The sequence below is a fragment of the Candidatus Electrothrix sp. genome, assembly GCF_052785085.1.
Genome location: NZ_JALAAI010000044.1, coordinates 1 through 26,754, shown reverse-complemented (window position 1 = coordinate 26,754; position 26,754 = coordinate 1). Strand labels below are relative to the sequence as shown.

Genomic DNA, 26,754 nt, shown 5'->3' with positions numbered 1-26,754 from the left:
TTGTTCAGATTATGCGTAAAATAAGGAGAGAAAAGGACTTAAGGGAGTTAATAGAAGAGCATTTTCATCCAGGTGTTCCAGCTATTTAAGTGGTACCAGAGGGATATGTCAGATAGGAAATTATCAGTTGCAATGTTTTCTCAATTTATTGTCTTTACTTACATGGGGGTATCAATCATGAACTCATTGTTAAGACAGCTTTTCCTTATTTTTGCATTCGGCTTATTGGCTTTTCCAGGTCAATCATTTGCGCTATGTGCGGCGCAGGATATGGCAGGCGACTGGGTCAATAAAGATAGTCAGACAAGAGGGATAACAAAGCTTAACATCAACTTTGCCTGTAATGATACCGTTCTCAATGGTGTGCCAAGTAATGATCCCGACACTGTTCAAGCTTGGGGTTCGTGTTCACCAACGGATTGCAAATGGGAGCCGAACATCCTTATCAATCGTTTCTGGGATGGCAGGAAAACGCAATACACATACGCTGAGGTTGTTTATAAAAAGAGCTTTGCCACTGTTACATTAAAGCTCTATCTCCTTGACGAGAATCATTTACAAGTCATCTCATTAACTGATTTCAAAGATAGTGGGAAACCTGATTATAGTGCGATAGAGTATTTTAGAAAATAACTATTCGGTTGGGCAGGCCGGGCTTGCCACCCGGCTTTGTGAGCATATAACGTGGAGTAATCGGTTAAGCCTAAATGACGCTTGAGCCAAGAGCGGTTATATATGAAGATAAAGACTGTTTACATTGAGACCTCAATCGTCTCGTACCTCACAGCTCGTCCCACAAACGACCTGCTGGCCGCAGCCTGGCAGAAAATAACCAGTGACTGGTGGTATACACAACGCAGCCGCTTCATTCTTTACACATCAGGGGTTGTCACCGAAGAGGCTGGACGAGGTAATCCAGAGGCTGCTGCACGGCGGCTCAATGCCTTATCCGACATCCAGCTGTTGGCAATCCCCGAAGCAGTTGTCACCTTATCCAAAGCACTCCTTAAAGAAAGCGCACTTCCGGCAAAAGCATTGGATGACTCGCTTCATATCGCAATAGCAGCAGTTCACGGTGTTGACTATCTTCTGACATGGAACTGTCGGCATATCGACAACGCTGAAACGAAACCTGTAATGAGAAAAGTATGTGCCGCACATGGCTATGCGTGTGCAGAGATTTGCACTCCGCAAGAACTTATGGGAGTAAACAAAGATGGCAGATGAAATCATCGAAGAACTCTGGAAAATTAAAGACAGTATCGCCCGTGATCATGCTTACAGCGTGGACGATCTTGTCACCCATCTCAAAGCGAAAGGGTTGTCGCTTGGGCAGGAAGTTGTGGACCTGTATGCAATGAAAAATAAGAAGAGATCAAAAAGGTCAGACTCCATTGATTCAAATCACTATTAACCTTTAAGAACCACCCGAAGAACATCCCCAAAAGCCACCACCCCTTCCCGCAAACAGCAAAGCTGCTCGTCCTGGTCACACCCAACCAAGGTAGAACCAGCCCCACCAGGAGTAGTGCCACCGTCTAGGATCAGGTCGATCTCCGCGCCGAAACTGTCCAGCACCTCAGCAGCAGTGGTTGCAGGCGGAGCACCGGAACGGTTAGCACTGGTCGCAGTAATCGGACCGCCAAAGCTATGAAGGAGGCGGGAAGCCAAGGGGTGGGGAGAGTGACGGATACCGATATTGCCGGTTCCGCCGGTGAGAAGGGCGGGCAGAGATGTTCGCCCAGGAAAAACCAGGGTCAGCGGACCTGGCCAGAAATGATTCATGAGTTTCTGCAGAACCGCAGGTACTTCAGCAGCCAGCTGAACAACCTGAGCCTGCTCAGCAACCAACACCAGTACAGCCTTGTCGGGCTGGCGCTGTTTCATTGCAAAGAGACGCTCAAGGGCCTCGGCATTAAAGGGATCAACACCAAGGCCGTAATAGGTCTCTGTGGGAAAGGCAATCAGACCGCCTTGATCAAGCAAATGAGTAGCCTGATCAAGGGCTGCCGGATCTGAAGCAGAGCAGAGCAGAGCACGAGAAATCAGCAAACCTGTTCTGTTATCCATCAAGAAGGGCTTTATTCTTGGCTTCCACCTGGGCTGCCATATCCCGACTGTGCTTTTCCAAAGCAGCAATCAAATCCGGGTTATCAGTAGCAAGAATCCGGGCCGCAAAGACCGCTGCATTCTTGGCACCCGCCTTGCCAATCCCCATAGTCCCTACAGGAATACCCGGTGGCATCTGCACGGTGGATAACAGGGCATCCAGACCATTCAGAGATGAGGCATCAATAGGCACACCAATCACAGGCAGCGTGGTATGGGCTGCCAACACGCCTGCCAGATGGGCAGCCATGCCAGCACCAGCAATGATAACCTTTAAACCACGCTGGGCCGCTGTCCGGGCATACTCGGCTGCCTGGTCCGGGGTACGATGAGCAGAAGAAATCCTGATCTCATTCTTGATCCCCACATAATCAAGATAATCTGTGGCTTCCTGCATAATCGGCAGATCCGAATCTGACCCCATGACCACGCCCACCAGGGGGCCGGTATTTTTTTTTAGATGGACAAGAGCCCGATGGCCGATATCCCGTCGGTAATACGAGCCCTTCCACCTGATTTTATCCACTGCTTTATAGGCCCGCTCAATAGCTTTGTTAGTGGTATTCTCCATTGCAGTGACACCCAGCACCCGACCACCCGAGGTCACGGTCCTGCGATTTTCAATAGCAGTGCCTGCATGAAAGACCACGACATCCTTCAATTTTGAGGCATTCACCAAACCTGAAATTGGCTTGCCTGTGATGTAATTCCCTGGATAGCCTTCTGAGGCCATAACCACACAAACTGCGGGCCGGGGATCAATCTTCAACTCAATCTCATTCAGCTTGCCATCAAGGGCCTTGTCCAGGATGTCCACCAGATCGGTTTGCAGGCGCATGAGCAGGGGCTGACATTCGGGATCACCAAAACGACAGTTGAATTCCAGCACATTAATTTTATCGTCATCAATCATCATGCCCGCATAAAGCATGCCTTTAAAGGGCCGCCCCTCTTCAGCCATTCCGCGAACAGCAGGGAGCATGACCTCGTTCATCACCCGCATGCTCATCCCTTCATCCATAATCGGGGCTGGAGAATAGGCCCCCATTCCCCCGGTGTTGGGACCACGATCGCCTTCAAAAACAGACTTATGATCCTGGGATGAAGGCAAAGGAAGAACATTCTCACCATCTACAAAGGCAATAAAAGAAGCCTCTTCACCGGTAAGGAATTCTTCGATGACCACAGTGCTGCCTGCGTCGCCAAAGGCATTCTCTTTCATCATCTGCTCAACCGCTTCCTTGGCTTCATCTTCGGTCTGGCAGATAAGAACACCCTTACCCGCAGCCAGCCCATCAGCTTTGACCACGCAGGGAGCACCGATTTTCTCAATATACTTCTTGGCAGCACCAATCTTTTCAAAGGACTTATATGCAGCTGTAGGAATATTATATTTTTTAAGAAAATCTTTGCAGAATACCTTACTGCTTTCCAGTTCAGCAGCAGCCGTGCTTGGTCCGAAAATACGCAGGCCTTGTTCTTCAAAGCGATCAACAATACCAGCCGCCAAGGCATTTTCCGGCCCTACCACGGTCAGATCAACATTTTCTCTTTTGGCAAATTCAAGCAGCCCATCAATATCATCGGCGCTGATTTTAACACAGTTTGCCATTTTTTTTATTCCGGCATTTCCGGGCGCACAGCAGATGGATCGTACCTTTTCCGACTGGCTCAACTTCCAAACCAAGGCATGCTCCCTGCCACCGGAACCAATGACCAGAACCTTCATACATCCTCCTCACTCAATCTCTTTGAAAAAATTGTCGGCCCAACACAACAGGCGAACAACCACAATAAGGTAGTTATCTACGCCGCTACCCTAACAAAAAGCACCATCTTCCTCAACTCTGGAAGATCTTTTCAAGCAAAAAAGCATTCCTTTTTACTTATTTTCTTCTTCCCTGCTGCTTTTCTTGCTGTTTGATTTGCTCCCATTGCTCCCGCAACGCCTGTTCTGAAAGGGATGTTCCTTCCTGTTTTTCAAAAACATGGGGATGACGGCGCACCATTTTTCTACAAATCTGCTGAACAGCATTACTGGCCGGGATACCATCCTTTTCCTCATAAATAAGCCCCATGAGGGTCAGGATAAAATACATATCTCCAATCTCTTCCCGAATATGCCTCTCATCTCCGGTATCAATGGCCTCGGCCAGCTCTGTTGCCTCTTCCAACAGGTATCTTTTTAAGGATTTCCCGGTCTGCTGTTGATCCCAGGGACAGCCCCCAGGTGAACGCAGCTTCCGAACAATCTCATCAAGTTGCTGAAACGGATTGACATCCTTTCTTGATTCCGGTTTACTATCCATAGTTCTTACCTTTTCTACGAATCTACGATATGCCAGTCAAAAGGTCAGTCCCTATAACCACTGCTAACCACTGCTAACCACTTAACAAAGGAAAACAGTATGAGCGAAAAAGTCCTTTTTTTTAAACGATATCCCCTTACTCCAGGTCAAAAAATACATATAGAAGATGGACCTCGCAAAGGTGACTGGCTGGTCATTGGCGTTGACGAAAAAAAAGTCGCACTCCGATGCCCGGTTTCAGGAACCGAGGTTTCCTGGGACCGGTTCTGTTATTTTACCGAGGAACGGGAAGCCGAGTTCCCTGCGCAGAACTAAAAAGCTGTCTGTTGCTGCCTTGTTGTTATACTCTGAAAATCAGGAATTGATACTGACCAACGAGACCTCATAGACAATGACCCGGCCAGCCAGAGGATGGTTATAATCCACAGTGATTGCATCTTCATGTACTTGAGCAATCGTAGCAGGCACCTTATGCGATTCTCCCTCTCTTTCCACGGTCAGGGAAAGAACCATCCCTGGTTTGGGATCAAGCTTTCCCTGAAAATGCGCCAAGGGAATCTGCTGGACCAATTCCTGATAATGGATCCCATAAGCATCCTCTGGCTCCACCCGGATCACCCTGCTCTGTCCCGGCTCCATACCAAACAAACAGGCCTCAACAGCCTTGCACAGGGCACCACTGCCTATGGATACAGTAGCAGGATTGTTCTCATCTCTCTTTTCAATCAGCTCTCCGGTTTCCAAAGAGGCTGTATAGGTGACAGTGACAGTATCAGTCAAAGCAACAGGGCACATATTTTCTCCCAAAAGAAATCTCGCTGACCTGCGAGGAATAAAGTTAACGTGATGTTATTTTGCGTGCCCCCTTTATAATAAATCATGCTGATTTGACAAGCCTGCTGAACAAACCCGGGCACAGTACTCACAATACAGCAACGAAAGAACCTTGACAAAGGCGGCTCAGCAGCATAAATGTACTGTTTTTGGCACTGAGTTTTTAACGATACCTCAGACAGGAAAGCAAACCATGGAACTCGAATGCGCAAAATACGGAGATAAAATGGATGCTGAACAAGCAGCCTGTCAGCATCCTGGTGATTACTGCCAACACAGATCATCCTGCATGATTCAATTTATTGAAAGAGAAAACAAGGGAAAAACAAAACAAAATGGAACAGAGGTAACCAAAAAGGTTTCTTGAACTCCTCTTTCCACTCTATCCAGTATAGTTCATGATCAGCGCTTGGCATGCTGACCAGTTTTTTTACCGGTAAAGTAAAAAAAAGCAACAATTTTTATCCCACCTGTTGAGGGCGGGACAACAAAACATGAAAGTTGATCGGACGGCTTGAGCTGATCACCCTGTACTTTCATATAAATTGTCTAACGGAGGCGATATATTATGAGTATCCTGTTCAAAAAACTTCTATGTAGCCTTGTTTTTCTTTTCTGCGCATTCTCTCTTTTTTCTGGTGAAGCTTTAGCAGAGGACAGTGAAGGAAGTATATCAACTGCGGCCAGTAACATTCAACAAGCAAGCCAAAAAATTGCTAAATCCTATTTCTACAAAGAACAGGATATACGGTACGAAAAAGCTGTGGAGCAGATGGAAGAAGGTCTGATCGAGTTTGACAAGAATTTGCCAACGCTGCAACAGGGTATTCAGGGCAAGGAACAGGAAAGCATTATGAAGTTTCTCCTCTCCTCCTATGAGAAACTCAAAGCAATTCGCCATAAGCCCCTTACTAAGAAAAACGGTGCCATTGTCATTGATGCCAGTGAATCCCTGTTTGATGCTGCTGGCTTTCTTGCTGAAGCACATCTGCCCAAAGCCAGAACCACAGAACAGACTATCCTTGAAGAGACCCAACGCCTGTTGCGCCAGCTGGAAAGGATCAATAAGTATTATATTGCCCATCATGCCGGAATTGAAAATAACAATAATGTTATTCAGCTCAGACAAGCTGTTGCTACATTTGAAGCTGGCCTGAGCAAGATCACTGCCCATGCAAACAAAACCGGGGCTTTAAAAGAAAATATTAACCGTATCAATAAACTATGGCCCATTGCCAAGGACTTCTATCTTGGGGTGCAACAAAGGGCCCAGCCTGTTATTGTACTGGCAGCCACAGATAAGCTGACTGAAGAATTGCTTATTCTGGAAAAACACCACAAGCTTCAAACACAAAAGGATCCACAGAAGCAAATGAAGTTAAAGCATTAAAAAAAATCATGGACTTTTTAGACGTCAAAACCGATTTTGCCTTCAAAAAAGTCTTTGGCAGCGAGCAGTCAAAGGCTATCCTGATTGATTTTCTCAATGCGGTCATTGATTTTGGGGATACCGGGATTACAGATCTTACCATTGTTGATCCGTACCAAGTGCCTTTGCTCAAGGGTATGAAAGACAGCTATGTGGATGTCAAGGCTGTCCTGTCGGATCACCGCAAGATTATTATTGAGATGCAGGTGCTCAGTGTGGAGGGATTTGAAAAACGAGTGCTGTACAATGCAGCCAAGCTCTATTCCACCCAGCTAAAAAAATCAGAAAAATACTCCACTCTGGAACCAATCATCGCCCTGACCATTACTGATTTTGAAATGTTTCAGGAATTCGATCGGGTAATTTCCTACTGGAACCTACGGGAAAAGGAAAGCCTGATTCAATACAGTGGTGATATTGAACTTATTTTTATAGAACTTCCCAAATTCACCAAGAACGAGGATGAACTGCATTCAGTAACAGATAAATGGATTTATTTTATCAAGAATGCCGGAGAACTTGATTTCGTCCCTAAAACATTCTCTGAACCCAACCTCCTTGATGCCTTTGAGCTGGCAAACACTGCCGGATTAAATGAAGACGAACTTGAAGTACAGTTTAAACGCCGCGATTTTATCTGGCTGCAAAAAGGTTCCCTGGAAAAGGCAAAAAAAGACGGGATACAGGAAGGAAGAGAGAAAGGTGAACAGGAAGCAAAGCTCTCTATAGCCCAAAACCTGCTGACACAGAATATAGATCCCGAAATTATTGCCGCAGGCACGGGATTATCCAAGGAACTCATTATCAGCCTGCGGGATCAAAATACTGAGCAGTAAACAGACTCGTTATCTCAATCACAATCTACAAAAAAATGCCTGAACTCAACTTCACAAAATCAAAAGACGGCCTTCTGCCCGCCATTGCCCAGGACGCAACCAGCGGCGATGTACTCATGCTGGCCTATATCAACGAAGAATCCTGGCAAGAAACCCTGAAAACAGGTAAAGCCCATTACTGGAGCCGCTCCCGCAATAAACTCTGGCTCAAAGGCGAGTCCTCGGGCCATGTCCAGATGGTCAAAGAAATCCTGGTGGACTGCGACCAAGACACCGTGGTCTTCAAGGTGGAGCAACTGGGCGGGGCTGCCTGCCATAAGGGCTATGCCAGCTGTTTCTTTCGCCGGGTCAAGGGCGATGATTTAGAAATTATTGCAGATCCAATCTTTGATCCAGACAAGGTTTACGGTTGATCTGCGGTCTCCTGTACTCCTCTAATGCTCTGAACAAGACAGGCACAGGGGCCAAGGCCCCAACGGTGAGGCGATTCAAGAAACGTTTGTAGGGGTAGACCCCTGTGTCTACCCAAAGATGCTAATCCCGAGCCGCGACAGGCGGACTCGTCAATAATTGAGGAAATCATGAGTGTACTCAAAGTAGGCATCCCTAAAGGGAGCCTGGAAAAAGCAACCATTGCCCTATTTGAAAAATCCGGCTGGAAGATCAAGATGGCGGCCCGGAACTACTTCCCGGAGGTGGATGACCCTGAATTGTCGGTTTATATCTGTCGCCCCCAGGAGATGTCCCGCTATGTGGAAGACGGGCTGCTGGATGCTGGTATCACCGGTAAAGACTGGACCTTGGAAAACGGTTCAGACATTGCTGTAGTAGAGGATCTGATCTACTCCAAGGTTAGTAAGAAACCCACTCGCTGGGTCATTGCCGTGCCTGGAGAATCTCCGATTACCTCAGTGGAACAACTGGATGGCAAGCGCATATCCACAGAGCTGGTCAACGTGACCCGCAATTTCTTTGAAGAACGAAATATAAAGGTGGACATTTCCTTTTCCTGGGGTGCGACTGAGGCCAAGGTTGTGTCCGGGCTGGCTGATGCCATTGTCGAGGTTACTGAAACCGAGGCCACTATCCGTGCCCACGGACTCCGGGTCATCCACGAGCTGATGCAGTCCAATACCCAGCTCATTGCCAACCATAAGGCTTTGGAAGATTTCTGGAAAAAAGAAAAGATCGACCATATCGCCATGCTGCTCCAAGGAGCCCTGCGGGCAGATAAAATCGTTGGTCTGAAGATGAATGTCCCGGAAGAACGGTTTGATGATATTCTGGAGATTCTGCCCAGCGTGACCGCGCCCACTGTGGCTCGCCTCTACAAGCAGCCCTGGTTCTCTGTGGAAACGGTTATTTCCGAGCATCAGGTCCGGGACCTGATTCCGCAGCTGAAAAAGATCGGGGCCGAAGGCATTATTGAGTATTCGCTGAACAAGGTGATCTGATTTTTTCTGTCTTTCATCAAAATACCCGACGTTGTAACGTCGGTACCCCATAAGGAACACATGAACTTTGCCCAGGTCACCTTTATTGACTCTGTCTTCAGCCTGCAACGGCTGCCTGAGCCTCTCTACCCGGAAATAGCCTTTGCAGGGCGCTCCAATGTAGGTAAATCCAGCCTGATTAATCGTCTGGTCAACCGTAAAAATCTGGTTAAGACCAGCTCCAAGCCGGGAAAAACCAGGAGCCTGAACTTTTTTGAAGTCAAGGAGCAACTCTATCTGGTCGACCTACCTGGCTACGGATTTGCCCAGGTGAATAAGCAAATGCGTTCCGAATGGGAAGTACTGATCAGCGGCTACCTGCTGGAGCGGGAGACCCTGGCCTGCGTAGTCGTCATCATTGACCTGCGCCATGCCTTGAAGAACACAGATCGGGAGATGATTGATTGGTTGCAGCATCACAATATCCCCAGCCTGCCGATCTACACTAAGGCAGACAAGCTCTCAAAAAACAAACAGGGCAAGCAGGCAGCAGCTCTGGATGCAGCCCTGAATATTGCCCCGGCAGATCGTATCCTTTTTTCCGCTCAAAGCGGCCAGGGATGTAGGGAATTACAGGACAGACTGGCGACGTACAGTGGAGAAAAAGGATGATCTTATCTCCTGACAAGAAAATATGAGAAAAAGTCCTGCATGGACGATAGAGAATAGCCCGGTGTTTCAACGCCGGGCACCCAACGGAGTTTGAAAATTTTATGGAATCCTTTGATGAACTTTTAGAGGTCTCGACCAAAATCCACGGCCACATCTGCGCCGGTCAGGTCATCGGTGTTCGAATGTCTATACTGGGCCTTGAACGCATCGGCATTGAAGACCCCAAAGGTGCGGATCGGAAAAAACTCTATGTGCTGGTGGAAATTGATCGTTGTGCCACCGATGCCATTCAGTCAGTGACCGGATGCAGTCTGGGCAAACGCTCCTTGCGCTGGATGGATTTTGGCATTATGGCAGCCACCTTTGTGAATCTGGAGACTGGTAAGGCGGTTCGGGTGACAGCGCTGGAGGAATCCCGTGAACTTTCTAAAAAATACTGTCCTGAGATTGAGGATAAATACCAGCGGCAGTTGGCGGCCTATCGAGTCATGCCGGAAGAAGAGTTATTTTTTGTGCAGGAGGTAACGGTCAATATCCCGGAATGCGATATGCCGGGTCGGCCTCAACGGCGGGTGCAATGCGAGCAATGCAAGGATCATGTCCAGGATAACCGGGACGTGGAACAGGAAGGACGTGTTCTCTGCAGGGCCTGCGCTGGTCAGCGCTATTATCAGGTGCTCTGAGGGATCTTTAAGGAAACATCTTACTGGCTACCAGTAGAGTATAAGGGGCGGAACTTCTGTTGTGAGGGCCCTGTTAGGCCAGGCAAGCACGCAGGTACTACCCCTACAGTCATTCTCAGCCCACAACCTTGGGCACTACATAGGCTTCGCCGTTTTCCTTGGCTGCATTAGCTAAGGCCTTTTCACGAGGCAGGGATTCCCGCACCACATCTTCCCGAAAGGCATTATTCTGACTGTGAGTATGGGTGGTAACCGGCACACCTTCGGTATCCAACTCATCCAGCTTAGCCACGTAGCTGAGGATATTATCCAGCTGCGGGGTCAGTTGCGCAATTTCTTCTTCACTTAATTCCAGACGAGCCAATGCAGCTACTCGTTCTACTTCTTGTTTGGTTATTTTCATGGGTCTTATCCTCAACATCCCTTAAAAACATATTTCATTTCTTCTCCCAAAAAACTTTCTTCCCCAGATGTACCACGTATTGCCGGATAAAATCAATGGCTATTCGATGTGCAGAAGCTGAGTATAACATCAGGAGGTTATCAGAAAAAAAAGGTGACGCACAGAGGCGGCATTCAGACCGCCTCCTGCATCGTGGGGAGAAGGGTTGGCCCTTTTTTATTAGTCAACAACACTTAACAGCATATCCACTGTGTAGTCCTGTTGCCATGTCTGTCGTTCTCGTACATAATCACCCGAGCCGCTATCCACCTTTTGGAGGTAGCGGATCAGCTCAATTGCGCTTATATTTTTGCTGCCTGCCTTGATTCCAGCCCATTGCACCTTACCATCTGTTATTTTCATGCCACCGCCTCCTTCATAAGCCAAACAACCGGATTATTCACCGATACTTTCAAATCTTCAAGACGCAATGCCTGCTTCAACAGATTATCATCTACGGTTAAAAAAACATCTGCACCATCTTCGGCACAGGCCAGATGCAAGGCGTCAAAAGCCTGTATTCCTTGCTCTTCAAATTCTTTTGCCCGGGTGGAAATGCTCTTGTCTATATTCACGACCTCATCACTCTGCCCCATGAGCAACTTGAGCTTCTTTTTCCTGTCTTCATCAGGAATCTGGTCAACCTCAAACTGGGCAATATTATGCCACTGCCGCTGTTCACAAAAGGACAGAATGACCTTAACAGCCTCTGATTCAAAACGAAAACGACGGTTTGATTGATCATCAAACAACCTGTTCATACAACAATTATCTAAATATACATGCATAACAAAACTCTCTTACGTGTATTTTCTCAGTCACTCAAGTCAAGGGGCTGCGCCCGACCAATTCTGTTGTCAGAATTACCATGCTGAATGCGCAGAATACTTCTTTTTTTTGAAAAAATTTTCCTGGAAAATCCCTAAGAAATTACCAAATCCTTTGGGTACGAATACGAACAGGAATACGTTGATCCTGTTGATAAGGAAAAAAGAGAGACGATTTGAGAAGAGAAGTAGAACACTTATAGCGATACTGTCTGGTCAATCGTGGAGTTATGCAGACTTGAGAAGAACAAAAAGGATGTGTCAGGCAGTTAAAGTTCCTGCTTATCCAATGGGAGAGAGCACGTAGGGTTCTCATAACAACCTCCTGGTAAGAGTAAAGTAGGCGACCCGGCTATCTCCCCTCTGGAGACCCGTGGCTTTCCGACACCGTTTCACAACGGTTGTGGCTTTTATCAACTTTCTGGTACCATCCAGAAAGCAGGCAACCGTTCCAGGTTACCTTTATGTTATGATTCAACAGACGATAAGATTTTTTTTTGAAACCGTTTAAGAAGAGTTTTGTATCGGTCAGTTATTACTTGTTACCGTCTTGATGAGTAAAATATATACAGCTTTATCTCTCTGGTCAAGAAAAATTTTCGCACTGGAGAAAAAAAGATAAAGAATCCACCCCCAGAGGGGGGTGGATTCTACGATGAAATAAAATTATTGCCCAGAGATTAATCCAAGTAATTCTTTATAGCTCCCTCCTTATACCTCCCAGCCCGCCCCAGCAGAGCGGGACAAGGAAATATGGAGCAAAGAAAGATCTCGCCAAACAAACTGTCTCAAATTCCTGGCCAATACCCTCTGACGATTTGAAGAGATTGATCCAGAGCTGGACAGGCAACCGAAGAGGCTGCAAACCGATCTGCTTTTTCCTTTGACAAATTAAACGGATAGCCGCAATCAAGTTTCTTTCCACAAAGTTCAGCTAAGACTGCAAAACAGCCGTCCCGCATGGCGGTCAGATTATAACCACCCTCCAGAGTAACCAGCATTTTCCCGTTACAGACCTCGTCTGCCACAGCAAGCATCTGGCGGGTCATCCAGGAATAACCTGCGGGTGTCACCTGCATGCTTCCCAGTGGGTCGCCGTCATGAATATCAAAACCACAGGAAATTAAAATAAGCTCAGGTTGATAGGCACGGGTCACCGGCACTACCAGTTCATTAACGATTCGGGCGTACTCCATATCACCTTGACCACCCGGCAAAGGGATATTGAGAGAGTAACCAGCTCCGGCACTGTTGCCGACTTCTATAACAGCACCAGTGCCTGGGTAATAAGGGTACAGATGACTGGAAATATAAAGCACCTTGTCTGTATCATAAAAACTCTTCTGGGTGCCATTACCATGATGCAGGTCCCAGTCAAAAATCAGAATACGTTGCATTCCCAATTCCTGGATGGCCCAGCGGGCAGCCACAGCCACATTATTAAACAGACAAAACCCCATAGACCCATCCTGCTCAGCATGATGACCAGGGGGGCGCACCAGACAAAAGGCATTATCCAGTTCTCCCTGTTCAATACGAACCAGACCATCCACCAAAGCACCAGCAGCAAAACAGGCTGCCTCGTAAGAACGGGCCGAGGTTTGGGTATCAGGATCTAAATAAGTATGTCCCTGCCCATGGGTCGCTGCCACCTGCTCCACCATTGCTGCGGAATGATTGAGCCGCAGAACCTCCTGCGATACGGGATCAAAGCCGGGAAAGAGAAAATGCTCTGCAATATCTCCCTTATCCAGGGCCTCATAAATAACCCGCAAACGCTCTGGCGATTCTGGATGACTAAAGCCAGGCTGATGTTCTAAAAAAAGTTCATTCCGATACACACCTGTTTTTCGCATCACGCCTCCTCCCGCAGTTCCCTGCATTGATATATCTTCTCTTCTGTAATAATCATATCCATATATTGATCATGGGGTTCCATAGGAACCTGCTTCACTATTTGCAACGCATAGGCCAGCCCGATTCGCCGGGCCTGGGGTGCCTCCTGGGGCAAAAAACGATCATAATAACCACCACCATAGCCAAGCCTGCCACCCAAGGCATCAAAAACCGAGCCAGGAACCACAACTGCATCAATGTCTGCCGGATCAATCATTGCCCGGGCGATCTGCTCTTTTGTTGGTTCCGGAATGCCAAAACAGCCGGGAACAAGCTGGCATCCAGGATCAGTAATCTGGACTGCCAGCAAGCGTGACTCTTTGCGCAGGGTAACAGGAACTGAGACTTTTTTCCCCTGAGCAAGACAATGCTCAATCAGGGCCAGGGTTTCCACCTCGCTCCGAAAATGAACATAGATAAAGAGATGGCTGGCCTTGTTTATAAAGGGTTGCCTCAATAATTGGGCCTGTATCTCCTGGCTTTTCTTTTGACGCTGAGAGGGATCCTGTAGATCCCGGTCAGCAAGACATTCCTTTCGCAGACGATTTCTCGTTGTATCTTCCATAGACTCTGTCGTTTTCATGGACATGTTGGCTGGCGACTTGATAATCAAAGAAAATTGCTGAACAGTATCAAGATCTGCTGCTTCTGTCAAACGACGGAAAAACTGTCACGGGTTATCTGACCTCTCTGGGAGAACAACAGGAGCAATTGCCCTGCCTGATTCCCCCTGCCTGTTCTTACTCATTGCTTTGCAGCTCTTAGCGCATTGGCCGCCCTGTCTTGTTTCTATGCATAGAGAAGAGCCTCCCTGGCACTTTCCTGCAAGAGTACCCCTGGACACAGGGAAGTCAAGCAGTTCTTACATTGTCAGCCCGGAACAGAGATGGTATCCTTGCAGGAATATATCGCTCTCAGAATATATCTTCCACCATTGCCTAAGGAGCTGCTGCATCATGGCGAAATACTTCAACACCACCGGCCCATGCTTCCCCCGCCTCCATTACATGCTCCCGCCCAAAGACCGCCTCATCGGGGCAAGTCTGGACCGTTATATCCGGGATGAACTCTACTGGGTTCTGCATGCGCCCAGGCAAACCGGCAAGACAACCTTTCTCCATTCCTGGATGCATGAGATCAATGCAGGCACAGAGGCCGTGGCCTGCTATGTCACCTTAGAGACCTGCCAGGAAGTGATTGAGGTGGAACGGGCCATGCCGACTATGGTGGATGCTGTCCGCCAATGGGCGAAACGCTTTGAGCTTCCTGTCCCTGGACACCCCTCAGACGTTGCAGCGGAAAGCATGCTCTCCGCAGTGCTGACCGAATGGGCAGAGATGACAGCACCCCGGAAACTCATCGTGTTCTTTGACGAGGTGGATGTGGTGGCTGGTCCGGCTATGGTCAGTTTCCTGCGTCAGCTGCGAGGGGGCTTTGCAGGCCGGGGCGCGGGTTCTTTTCCTGTCTCAGTGGCCCTGGTGGGGATGCGGGATCTCCGCAACTACCTGGTCTCCAGCAAGGACGGCAGCCTGCTCAATCCGGGCAGCCCCTTTAATATTAAGGAGGATTCAGTCACCCTGACCAACTTCAGCCGAGAAGACATCACCGCTCTTACCTCCCAGCATACTGGGGAGAACGGGCAGGTCTTCACTCCCGAGGCCCTGGACCGGATATTCGCCTGTTCCTCGGGCCAGCCCTGGCTGGTGAATGCCCTGGCCAAAGAGTGTGTTCTGCGCATCGTCCCGGAAGCAGGGACAGCTGTCCGGGCAGACCATGTGGATCAGGCCAAAGAGCGGCTCATCGCGTCACGGGCCACCCATATCGATTCCCTGAGTGTGCGCCTCCGGGAACCGAGGATACGCAAGATTATCCAACCCATCCTCACTGGTGCGTCCGACCCGACTATGGCAGACGGCGACGACTTCACCTTCTGTCTGGACCTGGGCATAGTGGCCTTTGACGAACAGGGCACGCCGGGTATTGCCAATGCTATCTACCGGGAAGTCTTTGCCCGCGACCTGAGCTACGGCATGCAGGTGGCTGTGCCGCCCCCGGAGTTCCGTTGGCAACAGGAGGACGGCAGCCTGGACATGGAGGCCCTGATGGATGAATTCCAGAAGTTCTGGGCCTGGAACTCAGAGATCTGGGAGGAAAAGGCCGACTACACCGAAGCCTTCCCGCATCTGCTGCTCATGGCCTTTTTGCAACGGGTGATCAATGGAGGCGGGACTGTGGACCGGGAGTATGCTGCCGGGAGGGGACGAATGGACCTGCTGCTGCGCTTTGGCGGCGGGATCAACCTGGTGGAGATCAAGCTTGTCCACCTGCGCATGGGCCGGGAAGCCACCCGGGATCAGGGCCTTGAGCAGGTAGACCGCTATGCCGACCGGACTTCCCCCCATACCTGCCACCTGGTTATCTTTGACCGGCGCCCGGATCAGCGTACCGTGCCCTGGGAGGAAAGGCTTGGTCGCGAAACCTGTACAACGCCGTCTGGGCGGGCAGTGGAGGTGGTTTGGTGTTGAGGGGGTATGTGATGGAGGTGGACGATAATGCAAAGGAGGTCAGGACTTTGTGGCGGTAAGGGTTCTGAAAGATAGATTCAGCATGGTGGTACAGCGGGTATGAGCCTCGTCATACAGGCAAGCCCACCCCGCGATAAATCACGGGGCTACTATTGGTTGTCCCTATGGGACAGAGGCAGCGTCCCAGAGGGACAGCACGAACATAGCCCGGGGTTTCAACCCTGGGCCTCCTGTGCAGGGTGACGGAAACACCACGGGCAGGCACGGGGACCTGTCCCTACGCCGCCCAACGATATTCCCGGCCATGACCATCCGGTGCGTTCCGTACGGGCGACCGGCCGGTCGCCCCTACGCCCCTTGCCGCGCGGCCCGTAGCCGCTCCAGGTAATTGCGACATTCTTCCGCATCATGGGTGCCGATGGCTTCTTTGATCTCCACGGCCAGGGCAATGTATTCCTCGGCCTTGGCAAGGTCGCCCATATCGTAATAGGTGGTGCCGATGTTCCAGCAGGTTACCGCCTCTCCGGCCCGGTCACCCAGCTTGCGGCAGATCGCCAAGTCTTGTTCACGATACTCCAACGCCTTGCCCGGCTCACCCTTGGCACGGTAGATCATGGCGATGTTGTTCAGGGTTGCGCCTTCCCCGATCTTATTGCCAACCTCTCTGTGAATAGGGAGGCATTGTTCATAATACGACAGGGCTGTGTCCCATTCACCTTGGTTCATATAAACATTGGCGATATTATTCAGGGTCGTGCCTTCCCCCTTCCGGTCGCCGACCTCCTGCCGGATACGCAGGCTCTGCTCATAAAGCTCCAGGGCCTGCCCGTACCTGCCCTGTTGCCGATAGATCGCAGCCATGTTGTTCATGGTCACGCCTTCGTCCTTGCGTGCTCCCAGCTTGCGCCAGAGAGGCAGGCTCTGCTCAAACCAGTGCAGGGCCTGGTCCTTCTCCCCGCGATTAGCGCAGGTGTAGCCCAGCTCATTCAGGCACCATCCCTCATCCCGGCGGTCTTCAGCCTGCCGGGCCGCAGTCAGGTTCATCTCCACGGCAGCCAGCTTCTCTGTCCACCAGCCCTGCCGGTCAAGGTAGATGTCAATTGCTCCGACCAAGACTTTTACCTCCCGCCACAGCTCGCTCTTCAGGCAGGCCGCAATCAGCCGCAGGCAATGCACCCGCTCATCATCCAGCAGGGCATAGCCCGGTAGACCGGCGGCGGTCTGTTCCTCGCACCACACTATATAATAGGCAGCCGCCCGCGCCAGGGCCTCCGTGCTCAGGCACAGGTTCCGGGCCGCATACTCATGGATCAGGGCATGGCCTATGTGCAGGCGTTTTCTCCGGCGTTCCAGCAGCCCGTAATTGACCAGCTCGTTCACGGCCTTGCGGCACCGGCGTTCATCGTCTTCCAGCAGGGCGATCATGGGCGCGGTCGCCAGCAGGTCATAAGCCAAGGTACCCGCCAGTCCCAGCACAAGGCGGGCATCCTCTCCCACCTGGGCCGTGCTCCGCCGGAGCAGCAGGGCCGCATTCCCGGCCTGATGCTCCTCACTCTCCCCCAGCTCCCTGAACGGCTCCTTCTGCAACCAGCGCAGGTAGTCTGTCGCAGGCTCTCCGGTGCTGTGCAGATAATGCCCGGCCAGGCGCAGGGCCACGGGCCAGCCGCCCAGCAGCCCGGCAATCTGCTCAACGGCTTCCTGATCCCCGGCCTCCCCGCCCCAGGCCCGCAAAACCTCCTCGGACTGGTCATCCGGCAGGGGTTGCAGGTCCAGGCGCAGCGGCCCGCAGTCGCTCTTCCTCCTTGTGGTGATCAGCACTCCGCATCGTCCGCGCAGGGCCAGCACCGCCGGGAGGTCGTCCGCCTCCTCGGCTCCGTCCAGGATCAGCAATGCCTGCCTGCTCCCCAGAGCCGCAGCCACCTCCTGCTGCACATCCCCGTCTACGGAAAGCTGCAAGGCACGGGCAATGGTCTGAACGGCCTGAGCCGTGTTCGCCTGATGGTAAAAGGTGTGAAAGATGATGCCGTCCGGGAAGCGGTCAGGAGGAAGCCTGCGCACCGCACGGGCAGTCAGGGCGGTCTTGCCCATGCCGCCGGGTCCGCAGACAGCCGCAATCCGGTCAGGGTGCAGGTGCTTGTCCAGCCAGGCCAGTTCGTCCTCCCGGTGGAGGAAGATGTCGTCTTCGCTCGGAAGGAGGCGGGTTGCTTCCGCAGAGACAGGTGCAGGCTCCGGCGCAGCATAGTGGTAATGGGTTTCCTTAACGTGAACCGGCCCGGTGCCTCCGATAATGTTGCGATCACCGATAGACTTCTGGGTGACCGTGCTGCTGTTGCCGACCGGCGGTGCGGAATCTTTCCGTCCAAGGGCCGCCCATGCTTTGTTCAGGAGAAAGACGAGGGCGGCGAGAGCGGTCAGCCCGGCACCGCTCCATGTCACCTCCGGGTGATTCCACAACCATTGCCCTGTGTCCACAATCCATTGCCGGGCCTGTCCGAGCAGTTCCAGTTTCATCCATCCTCCTGGGCGATGTTCCGGTCGCCGTCCTTGTCCTCGAATTGCTTGGTCATGCCTTGCGCCTCTCTCTTCACACCCCGCAATAAATCACGGGGCTCTAATCGACTGTCCCTCCGGGACAGGAAAAAAAGCCGTCCCAAAGGGACGTAGCGAACATAGCCCAGGGTTTCAACCCTGGGGCTGGCCTCCGTATGCTGAGTTATCATGTGGATAGATTCCCCTATGGTACCCTGTTCATGCCTTTGCAACAACAAGGAAAGATGAAGGGGTGTCAGGAGGGAAGGTCAGGGATACCCTCACCGGGAGCATAACGCTTGTCTCGATTCGAGCATAACGCTTGTCTCGATTCGAGCATAACGTTTGTCTCGATTCGAGCATAACGTTTGTCTCAATCCGAGTATAACACTATACTCCCCAAACCCTGCGCCGCAGGGATTTGTTGCGGATCGACTCTACGATTCCCCATCATACCTCCAATCTCTGTATTTCCGCAACCTGTACGGGCGGTTCGCGAACCACCCCACCTCTTTCCCCGGTATCTTTGATCCGCATTCTGCCAAAACTGTTTGCAGGATGACGCGAAGGAAGGTATCCTAACATGTTAACAACGGTTGAGTCGATATCCTCTACTTTAAACAAAGGAGCGTTTTTATGGGAAGCATAACAATTCGTGTCCCCCAGAATATCCAGGTGCAGTATGCGGTTGAGGACCAGTTCATTACAAGGCGACTACTTGAGGTACTCAATGATATGATGTTACGGCTCCAGCCGGGTCGGGAAAAGCCGGATGAGCTGTTGGGCCTGTTTGCCGACGAGGCTGACCTGCTTGATGACATTGTCGCATCAGCTATGCACACACGGGAAACAATGCCGTTCAGGGAGGCATGAGATGAACAGGATACTGCTTGACACGGATATCTTTTCGGAGGTCCTGAAAAAAAGAGATCAGCAGGTAGCGGTCACAGCGCGACAGTATTATAGCCGGTTCGGGCAATACACTATCTCGATAATCACTGTTCTGGAAATCGTCAAAGGACTCCATAAGATGAAGCGCAAGGAGAAGATTCAAGACTTTTTAACAAACCTTGCAGGCACGGAAATGCTCACCTTGACAGAAAAGAGTGCTGAATTAGCCGGGAGGATGTTCGCTGATCTTGAGAGTAAGGGCCAGACAATCGGACGGGCAGACCCAATTATCGCAGCCATAGCTGTGGAGCATCAGCTCGTTCTTGCGACAGGCAACGAAAGGCATTACAGGCGGATTCAGGATGCAGGCTATGATCTGCAACTCACCAACTGGAGAACAGCTCCTTCTTCCATAAACGGAAATTCGTAATCCGCGTTGTATAAACCAGGCAGACACACAGGTCTTGTCCCTACCAGCCGCCCCCTCCCCTTTCCCCCTTTCCTGCCCCGCCCCAGAGAACAAACTGACCATTGCATGGCAAAATACCGTTGTCAACATATCACGTACAAGGTATAGTTCATAATTACAACCACAACGTGCCGCAAAGATGTAATACATCGTACCAAAACGAATGCCTTTCTTTTTTGAACACTCAAAAATGCAAGCTGCAACCCCGGAGGACGCCCTATGTCCAAAACACCTGTAGAACATGTACACGCACGCTTAGACCACGACGAAGACCTTTCCCTCCTCCACGAGGTCAGTATGAAGACAGCCGGTGTCTCCCGCCTGGAGATGTGTATCCAGTGCGGAAGCTGTGGTGGTTCCTGCCCCTCTGAGATGGATATGGATCACACCCCGCGCACCCTGTTTGCCATGCTGCGCGCCGGTATGCGGGAAGAAGTCTTACTGAGCAACACCCCCTGGATCTGCGTTTCCTGCTACCATTGTGTTGTCCGCTGCCCGCAAAACGTCCATATCACCGATGTTATGTACAGCCTCAAGTCAATGGCTATTCAGGAAAAGAAGTACCGCGACTCATCAGCACCGGACTTTTCCGAGACCTTTGTGGAGATGGTGGAAAAATATGGCCGCAGCTACGAGTTCGGCCTCGCAACCCGCCATTACCTCAAGCATTCGCCCCTGCGTATGATACGTACAGCTGCAATGGGACTGGGTATGCTGAAGAAAGGGCGTCTCAACATGAAGCCAACAACAATAAAGGGGATGGAGCAACTCACAGCCATCCTCAATAAAGCCAAGGAAATGGAGCTGGCCCATGAGTGATTACATCTTTTATCCGGGCTGCGCAATGGAAAGCAATGCCAAGGCCTATTATGACTCCTTAATGGAGATCGCCCAACCCCTGGGCATAAACCTCCAGGAAATCGACGACTGGAACTGCTGCGGTGCTACCGAGTATGTGGGCATCAATCTCATCCCTGCCTATTCCCTGATTGCCCGTAACCTGGCCCTGGCTGCCAAGACGGGTCAGAAGACGGTACTTTCTCCCTGCTCAGCCTGTTATCTCAACCTTGCCAAGGCTGATTATTACATGGCAGAACGGCCCGCCCTGGGGGAAAAGGTCAATGAGGCCCTGGCCGCAGGCAACCTCCAGTACACACCAGGCTCTCTGGATATCCGCCACCTGCTTGATGTGCTGATTAACGATATCGGGCTGGATACCCTGAAGGCAAAGGTGGTGCGACCGCTCAAGGGTCTGCGGGTTGCCCCGTATACAGGCTGCATGGTCCCCCGTCCTGATTATAATAAACGCTGGTCTGATCCGGAACATCCCACAGAACTGATTGATGTGCTCAAGGCTATTGGTGCTGAGGTCGTAGCCTTTCCAGGCGGGGCCACCTGCTGTGGCGGCCATATGACCCAGATCGGCCCGGACACGGCCTATGAACTCATCCGTCGCCTGATCTCCTCGGCAGAAAAGAGCAAGGCAGATATCATGGTCACGGTCTGCCCCATGTGCCAGCTCAATGTGGATGCCTATCAGGGTGAGACCAACAGCCATTACGGCACTGATTACGAGATGCCTATTGTCTTCTTCTCCCAGCTGGTAGGACTGGCCCTGGGCTTTCCGCCGGAGAAACTGGGCTTTGGTAGCGAGATCACTAGCACGGAAAAGGCCCTGTCCCGAATCGGTATGGATATCCCGGAAGCTGCCATTACAGAGGGGAAACAGCGCCAGCAGGAAGGACTGCCCATGCCACTCTGTATGCGAAAGACTGCAAAGACCCCGGAATGCAAAAGACCCTGCGCAGAGGAGGCCAAAGCATGAGTAACGACAAGACAAACAAGATCGGCGTCTATGTCTGCCATTGCGGCACCAATATCTCGCACACGGTTGATGTGGCAAAGGTGCGGGACTGGGCTGCTGAGGGCCTTGGCTCGGAAGGAGTCGTCATTGCCCGTGATTATAAGTTTATGTGCTCCAGTCCTGGTCAGGAGTTGATTGAACAGGACATCAAAGAACTGGGCCTGGATCGGGTGGTGGTTGCGGCCTGCTCTCCTCATCTCCATGAGCTGACCTTTCGCAATGCCAGTAAACGGGCAGGACTGAATCCCTATCTCACCGAGCTGGCCTCTATCCGCGAGCAGGTTTCCTGGGTGCATACGGATAAGGAAGCAGCCACGGAAAAGGCCAAGGCCGTAGTGACCGGTGCGGTTGAGCGGGTTATTGAGAATGAGCCGCTTGAGGAACTCAAGGTTGCTATCCACCCGGACACCCTGGTGGTGGGCGGGGGCATTGCCGGTATCCAGGCAGCCCTGGAGATTGCCAATGCCGGCAAAAAAGTCTGGCTGGTGGAACGGGAAGCCTCCATTGGCGGTCACATGGCCCAGTTTGACAAGACCTTCCCCACCCTGGACTGTGCCGCCTGTATCCTGACCCCGCGCATGTTTGAGGCTGGCAATCATCCCAATATCGAGCTGATGACCTGGAGCGAAGTAACCAACGTTGCAGGCTATGTGGGCAACTTCTCAGTCACGATCAAGAAAAAGCCCCGCTACCTCAAAGAGGAGCTGTGTACAGGCTGTCGGATCTGCATCGAGAAATGCCCAACCAAGGTGGTTGATCAGGGCTACGAAGCGGGTATTGGCTATCGCAAGGCCATCTACACCAGTTCGGCCCAGGCCGTGCCCAAGTACCCGGTCATTGATACGGAGAACTGCAACTTCTTCCAAAAAGGCACCTGCAAGGTCTGCGAGAAGTCCTGTCCCACCGAGGCCATTGACTATGAGCAAAAAGAAGAGTTCCTGACTGTGGATGTGGGGAATATCATTCTGGCCACCGGCTATGACCTCTTTGATGCCCGTAAGGTGAGCAACTATGGTTATGGTCGCTTACCCAATGTCTTTACCAGCATAGAGTTTGAACGCATGTGTAATGCTGCTGGCCCGACTTCAGGTGATATTGTCCTGCGGGACGGCAAGACCACGCCCAAGACCGTGGGTATTATCCACTGTGTTGGTTCCCGTGATCGCAATTATAATAACTACTGCTCCAATATCTGCTGTATGCAGAGCCTGAAATTCGCCCATCTGGTCAAGGAACGCACCGGGGACACGGTCTATGATTTCTATATTGATATGCGGACTCCGATGAAGGCCTATGATGAGTTCTATCAGCGTGTCCTGGAAGAAGGCACCCTCTTTGTTCGGGGCAAGGTGGCCCAGGTCACGGATGCAGCCCGCAAGGCAAGTGAAGAAGGCAAGCTGATGGTCCAGGTGGAAGACACCCTGATCGGCAAACAACGCCGGATTCCTGTGGACATGGTGATCCTCTCCATTGGTATGGAGCCGCGTCATGATGCTAAGGAGACCGGCAAGCTCTTCGGCATCGGCTGTTCAGCCAATGGCTGGTTTACTGAGAAGCACGCCAAGCTGGACCCCATCTCCACCATGACCGAGGGTATCTTTATTGCTGGCACAGCCACCGGCCCCAAGGACATCCCCACCTCAGTGGCCCAGGGCAGCGCAGCCGCAGCTCGGGTCCTGAATATGATCATGCGCGGTGAAGTTACCCTGGAACCCATCAAGGCCAGCGTCTATCAGGGGCAGTGCTCAGGCTGCCGCATCTGTAACAGCCTCTGTCCGTTTAACGCGATCACCTTCCTGGAAGACCGCAAGGTCAGTGAAATCAACCCGGCCCTATGCCAGGGTTGCGGCACCTGCGTGGCAGCCTGTCCTGCCGGAGCAATCAGCGGCACCGGCTTTAGCAATGACCAGATACTCGCCCAGATCGACGGCCTGCTGATGGACGTTACTCTGGCTGACGCATAAGAGGAGTCAATAATGAGCGAACAATTTGAACCGGTGATCATCTGTTTCACCTGTAACTGGTGCTCCTACCGGGCTGCGGACCTGGCAGGCACAGCCCGAATGCATTACGCCCCCAATGTCCGCTTGGTCCGGCTGATGTGTTCCGGTCGCCTGGACCCCACCTTTATAATGAAGGCCCTGTCCGGTGGCGCAGACGGTGTCCTGATCACGGGCTGTCATCCTGGCGAATGTCATTATATTGAACAGAACTACAAGGCCCAAAGCCGCTGGCTCCTTTTGCGACGAGTGCTGAAAGGCTTGGGCATTGCCCCGGAGCGGGTCAAACTGACCTGGACCAGTGCATCTGAGGGGACAAAGCTGACCAAGGAAATCAATTCCTTTGTTGAGGAGATCCGTGACCAAGGTCCCTTGGCCTGGCATAAAAACCTACAGCAAGAGAAGCAAGAGACATCACAACACAATCCGAAGCAGGCCCCTGTGGAGGTGACAGTATGAGCAAACCTAAATTCGCCATGTACTGGTCCGGCTCCTGCGGTGGCTGCGAGATTGCGGTCATCAATATCCATGAGAAGATCCTGGATGTGGATGCCAATTTCGATATCGCCTTCTGGCCCGTGGCTATGGATGCCAAGGTCAAGGATGTAGAAGCCCTGGAAGATGAGGAGATCCTGCTCTGCCTCTGGAATGGTTCCATCCGCAATGAGGAGAATGAGCACATGGCTCACCTGATGCGCAAGAAGTCCAAGCTGCTGGTTTCCTTTGGCTCCTGCGCCACCGAGGGTTGCATACCCGGCCTGGGCAACCTTTTCCCTGTTGCCGAGCTCATCGACACCGCCTATACCACCCTGACCACGGATAACCCGGATAATATCCGTCCGCAGACCGTAACCCAGGTACCAGAGGGTGAGATCACCATTCCGGCCATGAAGGACCGGGTACATACCCTGGCCCAGGTCGTGGATGTGGATTATTTCATGCCTGGCTGCCCGCCGGAGAGCCACCAGATCGCAGCAGTGATTGACCTGGTCATTGAGGTACTCCAGGGCAAGGCCGAGCTACCACCCAAGGGTGCTGTCATCGGAGCTGGTCATTCCACGGTCTGTGAGGAATGCCCGCGCCAACGAAACCTCAAGGCCATTAAGGCCTTCCGCCGTATCCAGGATGTGGCCCCGCTTGACCCGGAACTCTGTATCCTGGAACAGGGTGTTCCCTGCAACGGCCCGGCCACCCGCAGCGGCTGCAAGGCCCGTTGTCCCAGTGTTGGTGCCCAGTGCATTGGCTGCTACGGCCCGGCAGAAGGTGTAGTGGACTACGGCGCACGTCTGATCACTGCTTTTGCCTCGGTCATTGACTCCAAAGATCCTGAAGAGATCGAACAAATCCTGGACGGCATCCCTGATCCGGCAGGGCAATTCTATCGTTTCAACCTGGCTGATTCGCTGTTCCAGGCGGGTGCGCCAGCATTCAAGAAAAATGAGGTGTAGTCATGGAACGCATAACTATTGATCCCATTACTCGCCTTGAGGGACACGGGAAGATTGATATCTTTCTGGATGATAAGGGCGACGTTGCTAATTCCTATTTCCAGATCCCTGAGCTGCGCGGCTTTGAACGCTTCTGCGTGGGCCGCCCTATTGAGGAAATGCCCCTGCTGACCAACCGCATCTGCGGGGTCTGCCCGGAGGCTCATCACATGGCCGCTGCCAAGGCCGCTGACGCTGCCTATCAGATTACACCGCCGCGCACAGCCAAGCTGCTGCGTGAGCTGCTCTACATGGCCTTTTACTGCACCGACCATACTACCCATTTTTACGCCTTGGGTGGCCCGGACTTCATCATCGGACCGGATGCCCCGGTTGCAGAGCGTAACATCCTCGGGGTTATCCATAAGGTGGGTATGGAGATCGGGGGCAAAGTCATCCAGATGCGCAAATTCGGTCATAAGGTGGTGGAGATGATCGGGGGCCGCAAGGTCCATCCGGCTGTTGCCATCCCCGGCGGCGTGACCAAGATCCTCAGCGAGGGAGAGCGAAAAGAGATTGAAGAGATGGGCCGCTGGGCCATTGAGTTTGCCCAGTTCAGTCTTCAGACATTTAACGACATCGTTCTGGCTAACCAGACCTATCTGGACCTGATTGTCGGTGATATCTACCGCGATGAGACCTATTATATGGGGCTGGTGGATAAAAACAACAAGGTCAATTTCTACGATGGTAAGGTACGGGTGGTTAATCCTGAGGGCAAAGAGTTCTGCAAGTATGCGCCCAATGAGTACATGAACCATCTTGCCGAGCATGTCGAGCCTTGGACCTATCTCAAGTTCCCGTACCTGAAGAACGTGGGCTGGAAAGGTTTTACCGATGGCAAGGATTCAGGCGTGTACATGGCAACCCCGCTCTCCCGCCTCAATGCGGCAGATGGCATGGCCACCCCGCTGGCTCAGGAACATTATGAAAAGATGTACGAGACCTTGGGCGGCAAGCCAGTACATCAGCGGCTGGCAATCCATTGGGCCCGCCTGATTGAGCTGCTCTATGCAGCGGAACGTTGGGTGGAACTGGCTACCGACCCTGAGATCACCTCTTCAGATGTTCATTGCAAACCCACTGAGATCCCCACTGAAGGCGTCGGTATTGTAGAGGCACCGCGCGGCACCCTGACCCATCATTACTGGACCGATGAGCGGGGAATCCTCACTCAGGTGAACCTGATTGTGGGCACCACCAATAACTACGCCCCGATCCAGATGAGCACCAAGAAAGCGGCGCAGCATCTGATTAAGGGTGGCAAGGTGAATGAAGGCTTGCTCAACATGGTGGAAATGGCCTTCCGGGCCTATGATCCCTGCTTTGGTTGCGCTACCCATTCATTGCCGGGACAGATGCCGCTGGAGGTGCGGCTGCACGACCAGCGTGGTGAGTTGGTGGATGTTGTTACGCAGTCAGCAATTCCCGAACCCCTCTCAAATGCTGAAATAGCATAGTTGAACAAAAATATTTTCGTAAACATTTTTTATTCGTGTTTGACATATCAAACGTTTTG

31 protein-coding genes and 1 riboswitch are annotated in these 26,754 nt (G+C 51.7%); of the genes, 20 read left to right on the top strand and 11 right to left on the bottom strand.

Going from position 1 to position 26,754, the window contains the following annotated elements; translation table 11 throughout:
• The first annotated feature begins 105 nt into the window (after window positions 1-105).
• The 3 genes from L2082_RS09005 to L2082_RS08995 all read left to right on the top strand — a co-directional run bounded on the left by L2082_RS09005 (window position 106) and on the right by L2082_RS08995 (window position 1,414).
• Window positions 106-633 (top strand): hypothetical protein, encoded by a 528-nt coding sequence (locus L2082_RS09005; protein WP_446010829.1) that lies wholly within the window; start codon window positions 106-108, stop codon window positions 631-633.
• A 102-nt stretch (window positions 634-735) separates the two neighbouring features.
• Window positions 736-1,227 (top strand): type II toxin-antitoxin system VapC family toxin, encoded by a 492-nt coding sequence (locus tag L2082_RS09000; protein ID WP_446010828.1) that lies wholly within the window; start codon window positions 736-738, stop codon window positions 1,225-1,227.
• On the top strand, window positions 1,217-1,414 hold the full coding sequence (locus L2082_RS08995) for a hypothetical protein (protein WP_446010827.1): 198 nt from the start codon (window positions 1,217-1,219) through the stop codon (window positions 1,412-1,414). The genes L2082_RS09000 and L2082_RS08995 overlap by 11 nt, the downstream gene beginning before the upstream one ends.
• On the opposite strand, the gene L2082_RS08990 is transcribed toward L2082_RS08995, so the two are convergent.
• The 3 genes from L2082_RS08990 to L2082_RS08980 form a co-directional block, all read right to left on the bottom strand.
• A complete protein-coding gene (locus L2082_RS08990; protein WP_446010826.1) occupies window positions 1,411-2,070 on the bottom strand; it encodes an L-threonylcarbamoyladenylate synthase in 660 nt (219 codons plus the stop codon). The two genes, L2082_RS08995 and L2082_RS08990, sit on opposite strands and share 4 nt — an antisense overlap.
• Complete coding sequence (purD, locus tag L2082_RS08985; RefSeq protein ID WP_446010825.1) at window positions 2,063-3,838, bottom strand: phosphoribosylamine--glycine ligase; 1,776 nt, start codon at window positions 3,836-3,838, stop codon at window positions 2,063-2,065. The genes L2082_RS08990 and purD overlap by 8 nt, the downstream gene beginning before the upstream one ends.
• A gap of 157 nt (window positions 3,839-3,995) precedes the next feature.
• On the bottom strand, window positions 3,996-4,418 hold the full coding sequence (locus L2082_RS08980) for a MazG nucleotide pyrophosphohydrolase domain-containing protein (protein WP_446010824.1): 423 nt from the start codon (window positions 4,416-4,418) through the stop codon (window positions 3,996-3,998).
• A 99-nt stretch (window positions 4,419-4,517) separates the two neighbouring features.
• Here L2082_RS08980 and L2082_RS08975 point away from each other — a divergent pair, with 99 nt between their 5' ends.
• Window positions 4,518-4,733, top strand: a complete 216-nt coding sequence (locus tag L2082_RS08975; protein WP_446010351.1) for a hypothetical protein — start codon at window positions 4,518-4,520, stop codon at window positions 4,731-4,733.
• 39 nt (window positions 4,734-4,772) lie between these two features.
• On the opposite strand, the gene L2082_RS08970 is transcribed toward L2082_RS08975, so the two are convergent.
• The gene (locus L2082_RS08970; RefSeq protein WP_446010350.1) at window positions 4,773-5,213 is read right to left on the bottom strand and encodes an FKBP-type peptidyl-prolyl cis-trans isomerase; all 441 of its coding nucleotides are present in this window, start codon (window positions 5,211-5,213) and stop codon (window positions 4,773-4,775) included.
• Window positions 5,214-5,445: 232 nt separating this feature from the next.
• On the opposite strand from L2082_RS08970, the gene L2082_RS08965 reads away from it, so the two are divergent.
• The 7 genes from L2082_RS08965 to L2082_RS08935 all read left to right on the top strand — a co-directional run bounded on the left by L2082_RS08965 (window position 5,446) and on the right by L2082_RS08935 (window position 10,305).
• The gene (locus L2082_RS08965; protein WP_446010349.1) at window positions 5,446-5,619 is read left to right on the top strand and encodes a hypothetical protein; all 174 of its coding nucleotides are present in this window, start codon (window positions 5,446-5,448) and stop codon (window positions 5,617-5,619) included.
• Window positions 5,620-5,820: 201 nt separating this feature from the next.
• A complete protein-coding gene (locus tag L2082_RS08960) occupies window positions 5,821-6,642 on the top strand; it encodes a hypothetical protein (protein ID WP_446010348.1) in 822 nt (273 codons plus the stop codon).
• Window positions 6,643-6,650: 8 nt separating this feature from the next.
• Window positions 6,651-7,517 (top strand): Rpn family recombination-promoting nuclease/putative transposase, encoded by an 867-nt coding sequence (locus L2082_RS08955; RefSeq protein WP_446010347.1) that lies wholly within the window; start codon window positions 6,651-6,653, stop codon window positions 7,515-7,517.
• 35 nt (window positions 7,518-7,552) lie between these two features.
• Entirely contained in the window at window positions 7,553-7,930 is a 378-nt protein-coding gene (gene hisI, locus L2082_RS08950) for a phosphoribosyl-AMP cyclohydrolase (protein WP_446010346.1), read from the top strand.
• A 168-nt stretch (window positions 7,931-8,098) separates the two neighbouring features.
• Entirely contained in the window at window positions 8,099-8,971 is an 873-nt protein-coding gene (gene hisG / locus L2082_RS08945; protein ID WP_446010345.1) for an ATP phosphoribosyltransferase, read from the top strand.
• Between the two features lie 60 nt (window positions 8,972-9,031).
• The gene (gene yihA / locus L2082_RS08940; RefSeq protein WP_446010344.1) at window positions 9,032-9,622 is read left to right on the top strand and encodes a ribosome biogenesis GTP-binding protein YihA/YsxC; all 591 of its coding nucleotides are present in this window, start codon (window positions 9,032-9,034) and stop codon (window positions 9,620-9,622) included.
• Window positions 9,623-9,723: 101 nt separating this feature from the next.
• On the top strand, window positions 9,724-10,305 hold the full coding sequence (locus L2082_RS08935; protein WP_446010343.1) for an FmdE family protein: 582 nt from the start codon (window positions 9,724-9,726) through the stop codon (window positions 10,303-10,305).
• Between the two features lie 115 nt (window positions 10,306-10,420).
• Here L2082_RS08935 and gatC read toward each other — a convergent pair whose 3' ends face one another.
• From gatC to L2082_RS08910, 5 genes are all read right to left on the bottom strand, one after another.
• The gene (gene gatC, locus L2082_RS08930) at window positions 10,421-10,708 is read right to left on the bottom strand and encodes an Asp-tRNA(Asn)/Glu-tRNA(Gln) amidotransferase subunit GatC (protein ID WP_446010342.1); all 288 of its coding nucleotides are present in this window, start codon (window positions 10,706-10,708) and stop codon (window positions 10,421-10,423) included.
• 219 nt (window positions 10,709-10,927) lie between these two features.
• Complete coding sequence (locus L2082_RS08925; RefSeq protein ID WP_446011645.1) at window positions 10,928-11,110, bottom strand: hypothetical protein; 183 nt, start codon at window positions 11,108-11,110, stop codon at window positions 10,928-10,930.
• A complete protein-coding gene (locus tag L2082_RS08920; RefSeq protein ID WP_446011311.1) occupies window positions 11,107-11,535 on the bottom strand; it encodes a PIN domain-containing protein in 429 nt (142 codons plus the stop codon). Before L2082_RS08920 ends, L2082_RS08925 begins: the two co-directional genes overlap by 4 nt.
• 378 nt (window positions 11,536-11,913) lie before the next feature.
• Window positions 11,914-11,992: riboswitch (cyclic di-GMP riboswitch) on the bottom strand.
• Between the two features lie 370 nt (window positions 11,993-12,362).
• Window positions 12,363-13,430, bottom strand: a complete 1,068-nt coding sequence (locus L2082_RS08915) for a histone deacetylase family protein (protein ID WP_446011644.1) — start codon at window positions 13,428-13,430, stop codon at window positions 12,363-12,365.
• Window positions 13,430-14,125 carry a 5-formyltetrahydrofolate cyclo-ligase gene (locus tag L2082_RS08910; protein ID WP_446011643.1) on the bottom strand — a complete coding sequence of 232 codons (696 nt, stop codon included), beginning with the start codon at window positions 14,123-14,125 and terminating at the stop codon, window positions 13,430-13,432. Before L2082_RS08910 ends, L2082_RS08915 begins: the two co-directional genes overlap by 1 nt.
• Window positions 14,126-14,426: 301 nt before the next feature.
• Here L2082_RS08910 and L2082_RS08905 point away from each other — a divergent pair, with 301 nt between their 5' ends.
• Window positions 14,427-15,995: an ATP-binding protein gene (locus tag L2082_RS08905; protein ID WP_446011642.1), complete on the top strand. Its 1,569-nt coding sequence runs from the start codon at window positions 14,427-14,429 to the stop codon at window positions 15,993-15,995.
• 348 nt (window positions 15,996-16,343) lie between these two features.
• Here L2082_RS08905 and L2082_RS08900 read toward each other — a convergent pair whose 3' ends face one another.
• Both L2082_RS08900 and L2082_RS08895 read right to left on the bottom strand, forming a co-directional pair.
• Window positions 16,344-18,506: a tetratricopeptide repeat protein gene (locus L2082_RS08900; protein WP_446011641.1), complete on the bottom strand. Its 2,163-nt coding sequence runs from the start codon at window positions 18,504-18,506 to the stop codon at window positions 16,344-16,346.
• A complete protein-coding gene (locus tag L2082_RS08895; RefSeq protein ID WP_446011640.1) occupies window positions 18,503-18,715 on the bottom strand; it encodes a hypothetical protein in 213 nt (70 codons plus the stop codon). Before L2082_RS08895 ends, L2082_RS08900 begins: the two co-directional genes overlap by 4 nt.
• Before the next feature lie 445 nt (window positions 18,716-19,160).
• On the opposite strand from L2082_RS08895, the gene L2082_RS08890 reads away from it, so the two are divergent.
• The 8 genes from L2082_RS08890 to L2082_RS08855 all read left to right on the top strand — a co-directional run bounded on the left by L2082_RS08890 (window position 19,161) and on the right by L2082_RS08855 (window position 26,695).
• Window positions 19,161-19,397, top strand: coding sequence for a hypothetical protein (locus tag L2082_RS08890; protein WP_446011639.1), 237 nt, complete (start codon window positions 19,161-19,163; stop codon window positions 19,395-19,397).
• A 1-nt stretch (window position 19,398) separates the two neighbouring features.
• The gene (locus tag L2082_RS08885; RefSeq protein WP_446011638.1) at window positions 19,399-19,845 is read left to right on the top strand and encodes a PIN domain-containing protein; all 447 of its coding nucleotides are present in this window, start codon (window positions 19,399-19,401) and stop codon (window positions 19,843-19,845) included.
• A gap of 258 nt (window positions 19,846-20,103) precedes the next feature.
• A complete protein-coding gene (locus L2082_RS08880; protein ID WP_446011637.1) occupies window positions 20,104-20,703 on the top strand; it encodes a 4Fe-4S dicluster domain-containing protein in 600 nt (199 codons plus the stop codon).
• Window positions 20,696-21,709, top strand: a complete 1,014-nt coding sequence (locus tag L2082_RS08875) for a CoB--CoM heterodisulfide reductase iron-sulfur subunit B family protein (protein ID WP_446011636.1) — start codon at window positions 20,696-20,698, stop codon at window positions 21,707-21,709. Before L2082_RS08880 ends, L2082_RS08875 begins: the two co-directional genes overlap by 8 nt.
• Window positions 21,706-23,712, top strand: coding sequence for a 4Fe-4S binding protein (locus L2082_RS08870; protein WP_446011635.1), 2,007 nt, complete (start codon window positions 21,706-21,708; stop codon window positions 23,710-23,712). The genes L2082_RS08875 and L2082_RS08870 overlap by 4 nt, the downstream gene beginning before the upstream one ends.
• 12 nt (window positions 23,713-23,724) lie before the next feature.
• Entirely contained in the window at window positions 23,725-24,207 is a 483-nt protein-coding gene (locus tag L2082_RS08865; RefSeq protein ID WP_446011634.1) for a hydrogenase iron-sulfur subunit, read from the top strand.
• On the top strand, window positions 24,204-25,196 hold the full coding sequence (locus L2082_RS08860) for an NADH-quinone oxidoreductase subunit B family protein (protein WP_446011633.1): 993 nt from the start codon (window positions 24,204-24,206) through the stop codon (window positions 25,194-25,196). Before L2082_RS08865 ends, L2082_RS08860 begins: the two co-directional genes overlap by 4 nt.
• A gap of 2 nt (window positions 25,197-25,198) precedes the next feature.
• Window positions 25,199-26,695: a Ni/Fe hydrogenase subunit alpha gene (locus tag L2082_RS08855; protein WP_446011632.1), complete on the top strand. Its 1,497-nt coding sequence runs from the start codon at window positions 25,199-25,201 to the stop codon at window positions 26,693-26,695.
• Window positions 26,696-26,754: the final 59 nt, after the last annotated feature.

What these genes read in the sequence shown, in the direction of transcription:
- L2082_RS08885 (WP_446011638.1), top strand. Translation starts at nt 19,399, where the DNA reads ATGAACAGGATACTGCTTGACACGGATATCTTTTCGGAGGTCCTGAAA.
- L2082_RS08895 (WP_446011640.1), bottom strand. Translation starts at nt 18,715, where the DNA reads ATGATAACTCAGCATACGGAGGCCAGCCCCAGGGTTGAAACCCTGGGC.
- L2082_RS08900 (WP_446011641.1), bottom strand. Translation starts at nt 18,506, where the DNA reads ATGAAACTGGAACTGCTCGGACAGGCCCGGCAATGGATTGTGGACACA.
- purD (WP_446010825.1), bottom strand. Translation starts at nt 3,838, where the DNA reads ATGAAGGTTCTGGTCATTGGTTCCGGTGGCAGGGAGCATGCCTTGGTT.
- L2082_RS08890 (WP_446011639.1), top strand. Translation starts at nt 19,161, where the DNA reads ATGGGAAGCATAACAATTCGTGTCCCCCAGAATATCCAGGTGCAGTAT.
- L2082_RS08925 (WP_446011645.1), bottom strand. Translation starts at nt 11,110, where the DNA reads ATGAAAATAACAGATGGTAAGGTGCAATGGGCTGGAATCAAGGCAGGC.
- L2082_RS08905 (WP_446011642.1), top strand. Translation starts at nt 14,427, where the DNA reads ATGGCGAAATACTTCAACACCACCGGCCCATGCTTCCCCCGCCTCCAT.
- L2082_RS08970 (WP_446010350.1), bottom strand. Translation starts at nt 5,213, where the DNA reads ATGTGCCCTGTTGCTTTGACTGATACTGTCACTGTCACCTATACAGCC.
- L2082_RS08980 (WP_446010824.1), bottom strand. Translation starts at nt 4,418, where the DNA reads ATGGATAGTAAACCGGAATCAAGAAAGGATGTCAATCCGTTTCAGCAA.
- L2082_RS08965 (WP_446010349.1), top strand. Translation starts at nt 5,446, where the DNA reads ATGGAACTCGAATGCGCAAAATACGGAGATAAAATGGATGCTGAACAA.
- L2082_RS08975 (WP_446010351.1), top strand. Translation starts at nt 4,518, where the DNA reads ATGAGCGAAAAAGTCCTTTTTTTTAAACGATATCCCCTTACTCCAGGT.
- L2082_RS08875 (WP_446011636.1), top strand. Translation starts at nt 20,696, where the DNA reads ATGAGTGATTACATCTTTTATCCGGGCTGCGCAATGGAAAGCAATGCC.
- hisG (WP_446010345.1), top strand. Translation starts at nt 8,099, where the DNA reads ATGAGTGTACTCAAAGTAGGCATCCCTAAAGGGAGCCTGGAAAAAGCA.
- L2082_RS08870 (WP_446011635.1), top strand. Translation starts at nt 21,706, where the DNA reads ATGAGTAACGACAAGACAAACAAGATCGGCGTCTATGTCTGCCATTGC.
- L2082_RS08855 (WP_446011632.1), top strand. Translation starts at nt 25,199, where the DNA reads ATGGAACGCATAACTATTGATCCCATTACTCGCCTTGAGGGACACGGG.
- yihA (WP_446010344.1), top strand. Translation starts at nt 9,032, where the DNA reads ATGAACTTTGCCCAGGTCACCTTTATTGACTCTGTCTTCAGCCTGCAA.
- L2082_RS08955 (WP_446010347.1), top strand. Translation starts at nt 6,651, where the DNA reads ATGGACTTTTTAGACGTCAAAACCGATTTTGCCTTCAAAAAAGTCTTT.
- L2082_RS08880 (WP_446011637.1), top strand. Translation starts at nt 20,104, where the DNA reads ATGTCCAAAACACCTGTAGAACATGTACACGCACGCTTAGACCACGAC.
- L2082_RS08990 (WP_446010826.1), bottom strand. Translation starts at nt 2,070, where the DNA reads ATGGATAACAGAACAGGTTTGCTGATTTCTCGTGCTCTGCTCTGCTCT.
- L2082_RS08960 (WP_446010348.1), top strand. Translation starts at nt 5,821, where the DNA reads ATGAGTATCCTGTTCAAAAAACTTCTATGTAGCCTTGTTTTTCTTTTC.
- gatC (WP_446010342.1), bottom strand. Translation starts at nt 10,708, where the DNA reads ATGAAAATAACCAAACAAGAAGTAGAACGAGTAGCTGCATTGGCTCGT.
- L2082_RS08915 (WP_446011644.1), bottom strand. Translation starts at nt 13,430, where the DNA reads ATGCGAAAAACAGGTGTGTATCGGAATGAACTTTTTTTAGAACATCAG.
- hisI (WP_446010346.1), top strand. Translation starts at nt 7,553, where the DNA reads ATGCCTGAACTCAACTTCACAAAATCAAAAGACGGCCTTCTGCCCGCC.
- L2082_RS08865 (WP_446011634.1), top strand. Translation starts at nt 23,725, where the DNA reads ATGAGCGAACAATTTGAACCGGTGATCATCTGTTTCACCTGTAACTGG.
- L2082_RS08935 (WP_446010343.1), top strand. Translation starts at nt 9,724, where the DNA reads ATGGAATCCTTTGATGAACTTTTAGAGGTCTCGACCAAAATCCACGGC.
- L2082_RS08920 (WP_446011311.1), bottom strand. Translation starts at nt 11,535, where the DNA reads ATGCATGTATATTTAGATAATTGTTGTATGAACAGGTTGTTTGATGAT.
- L2082_RS08860 (WP_446011633.1), top strand. Translation starts at nt 24,204, where the DNA reads ATGAGCAAACCTAAATTCGCCATGTACTGGTCCGGCTCCTGCGGTGGC.
- L2082_RS09005 (WP_446010829.1), top strand. Translation starts at nt 106, where the DNA reads ATGTCAGATAGGAAATTATCAGTTGCAATGTTTTCTCAATTTATTGTC.
- L2082_RS08995 (WP_446010827.1), top strand. Translation starts at nt 1,217, where the DNA reads ATGGCAGATGAAATCATCGAAGAACTCTGGAAAATTAAAGACAGTATC.
- L2082_RS09000 (WP_446010828.1), top strand. Translation starts at nt 736, where the DNA reads ATGAAGATAAAGACTGTTTACATTGAGACCTCAATCGTCTCGTACCTC.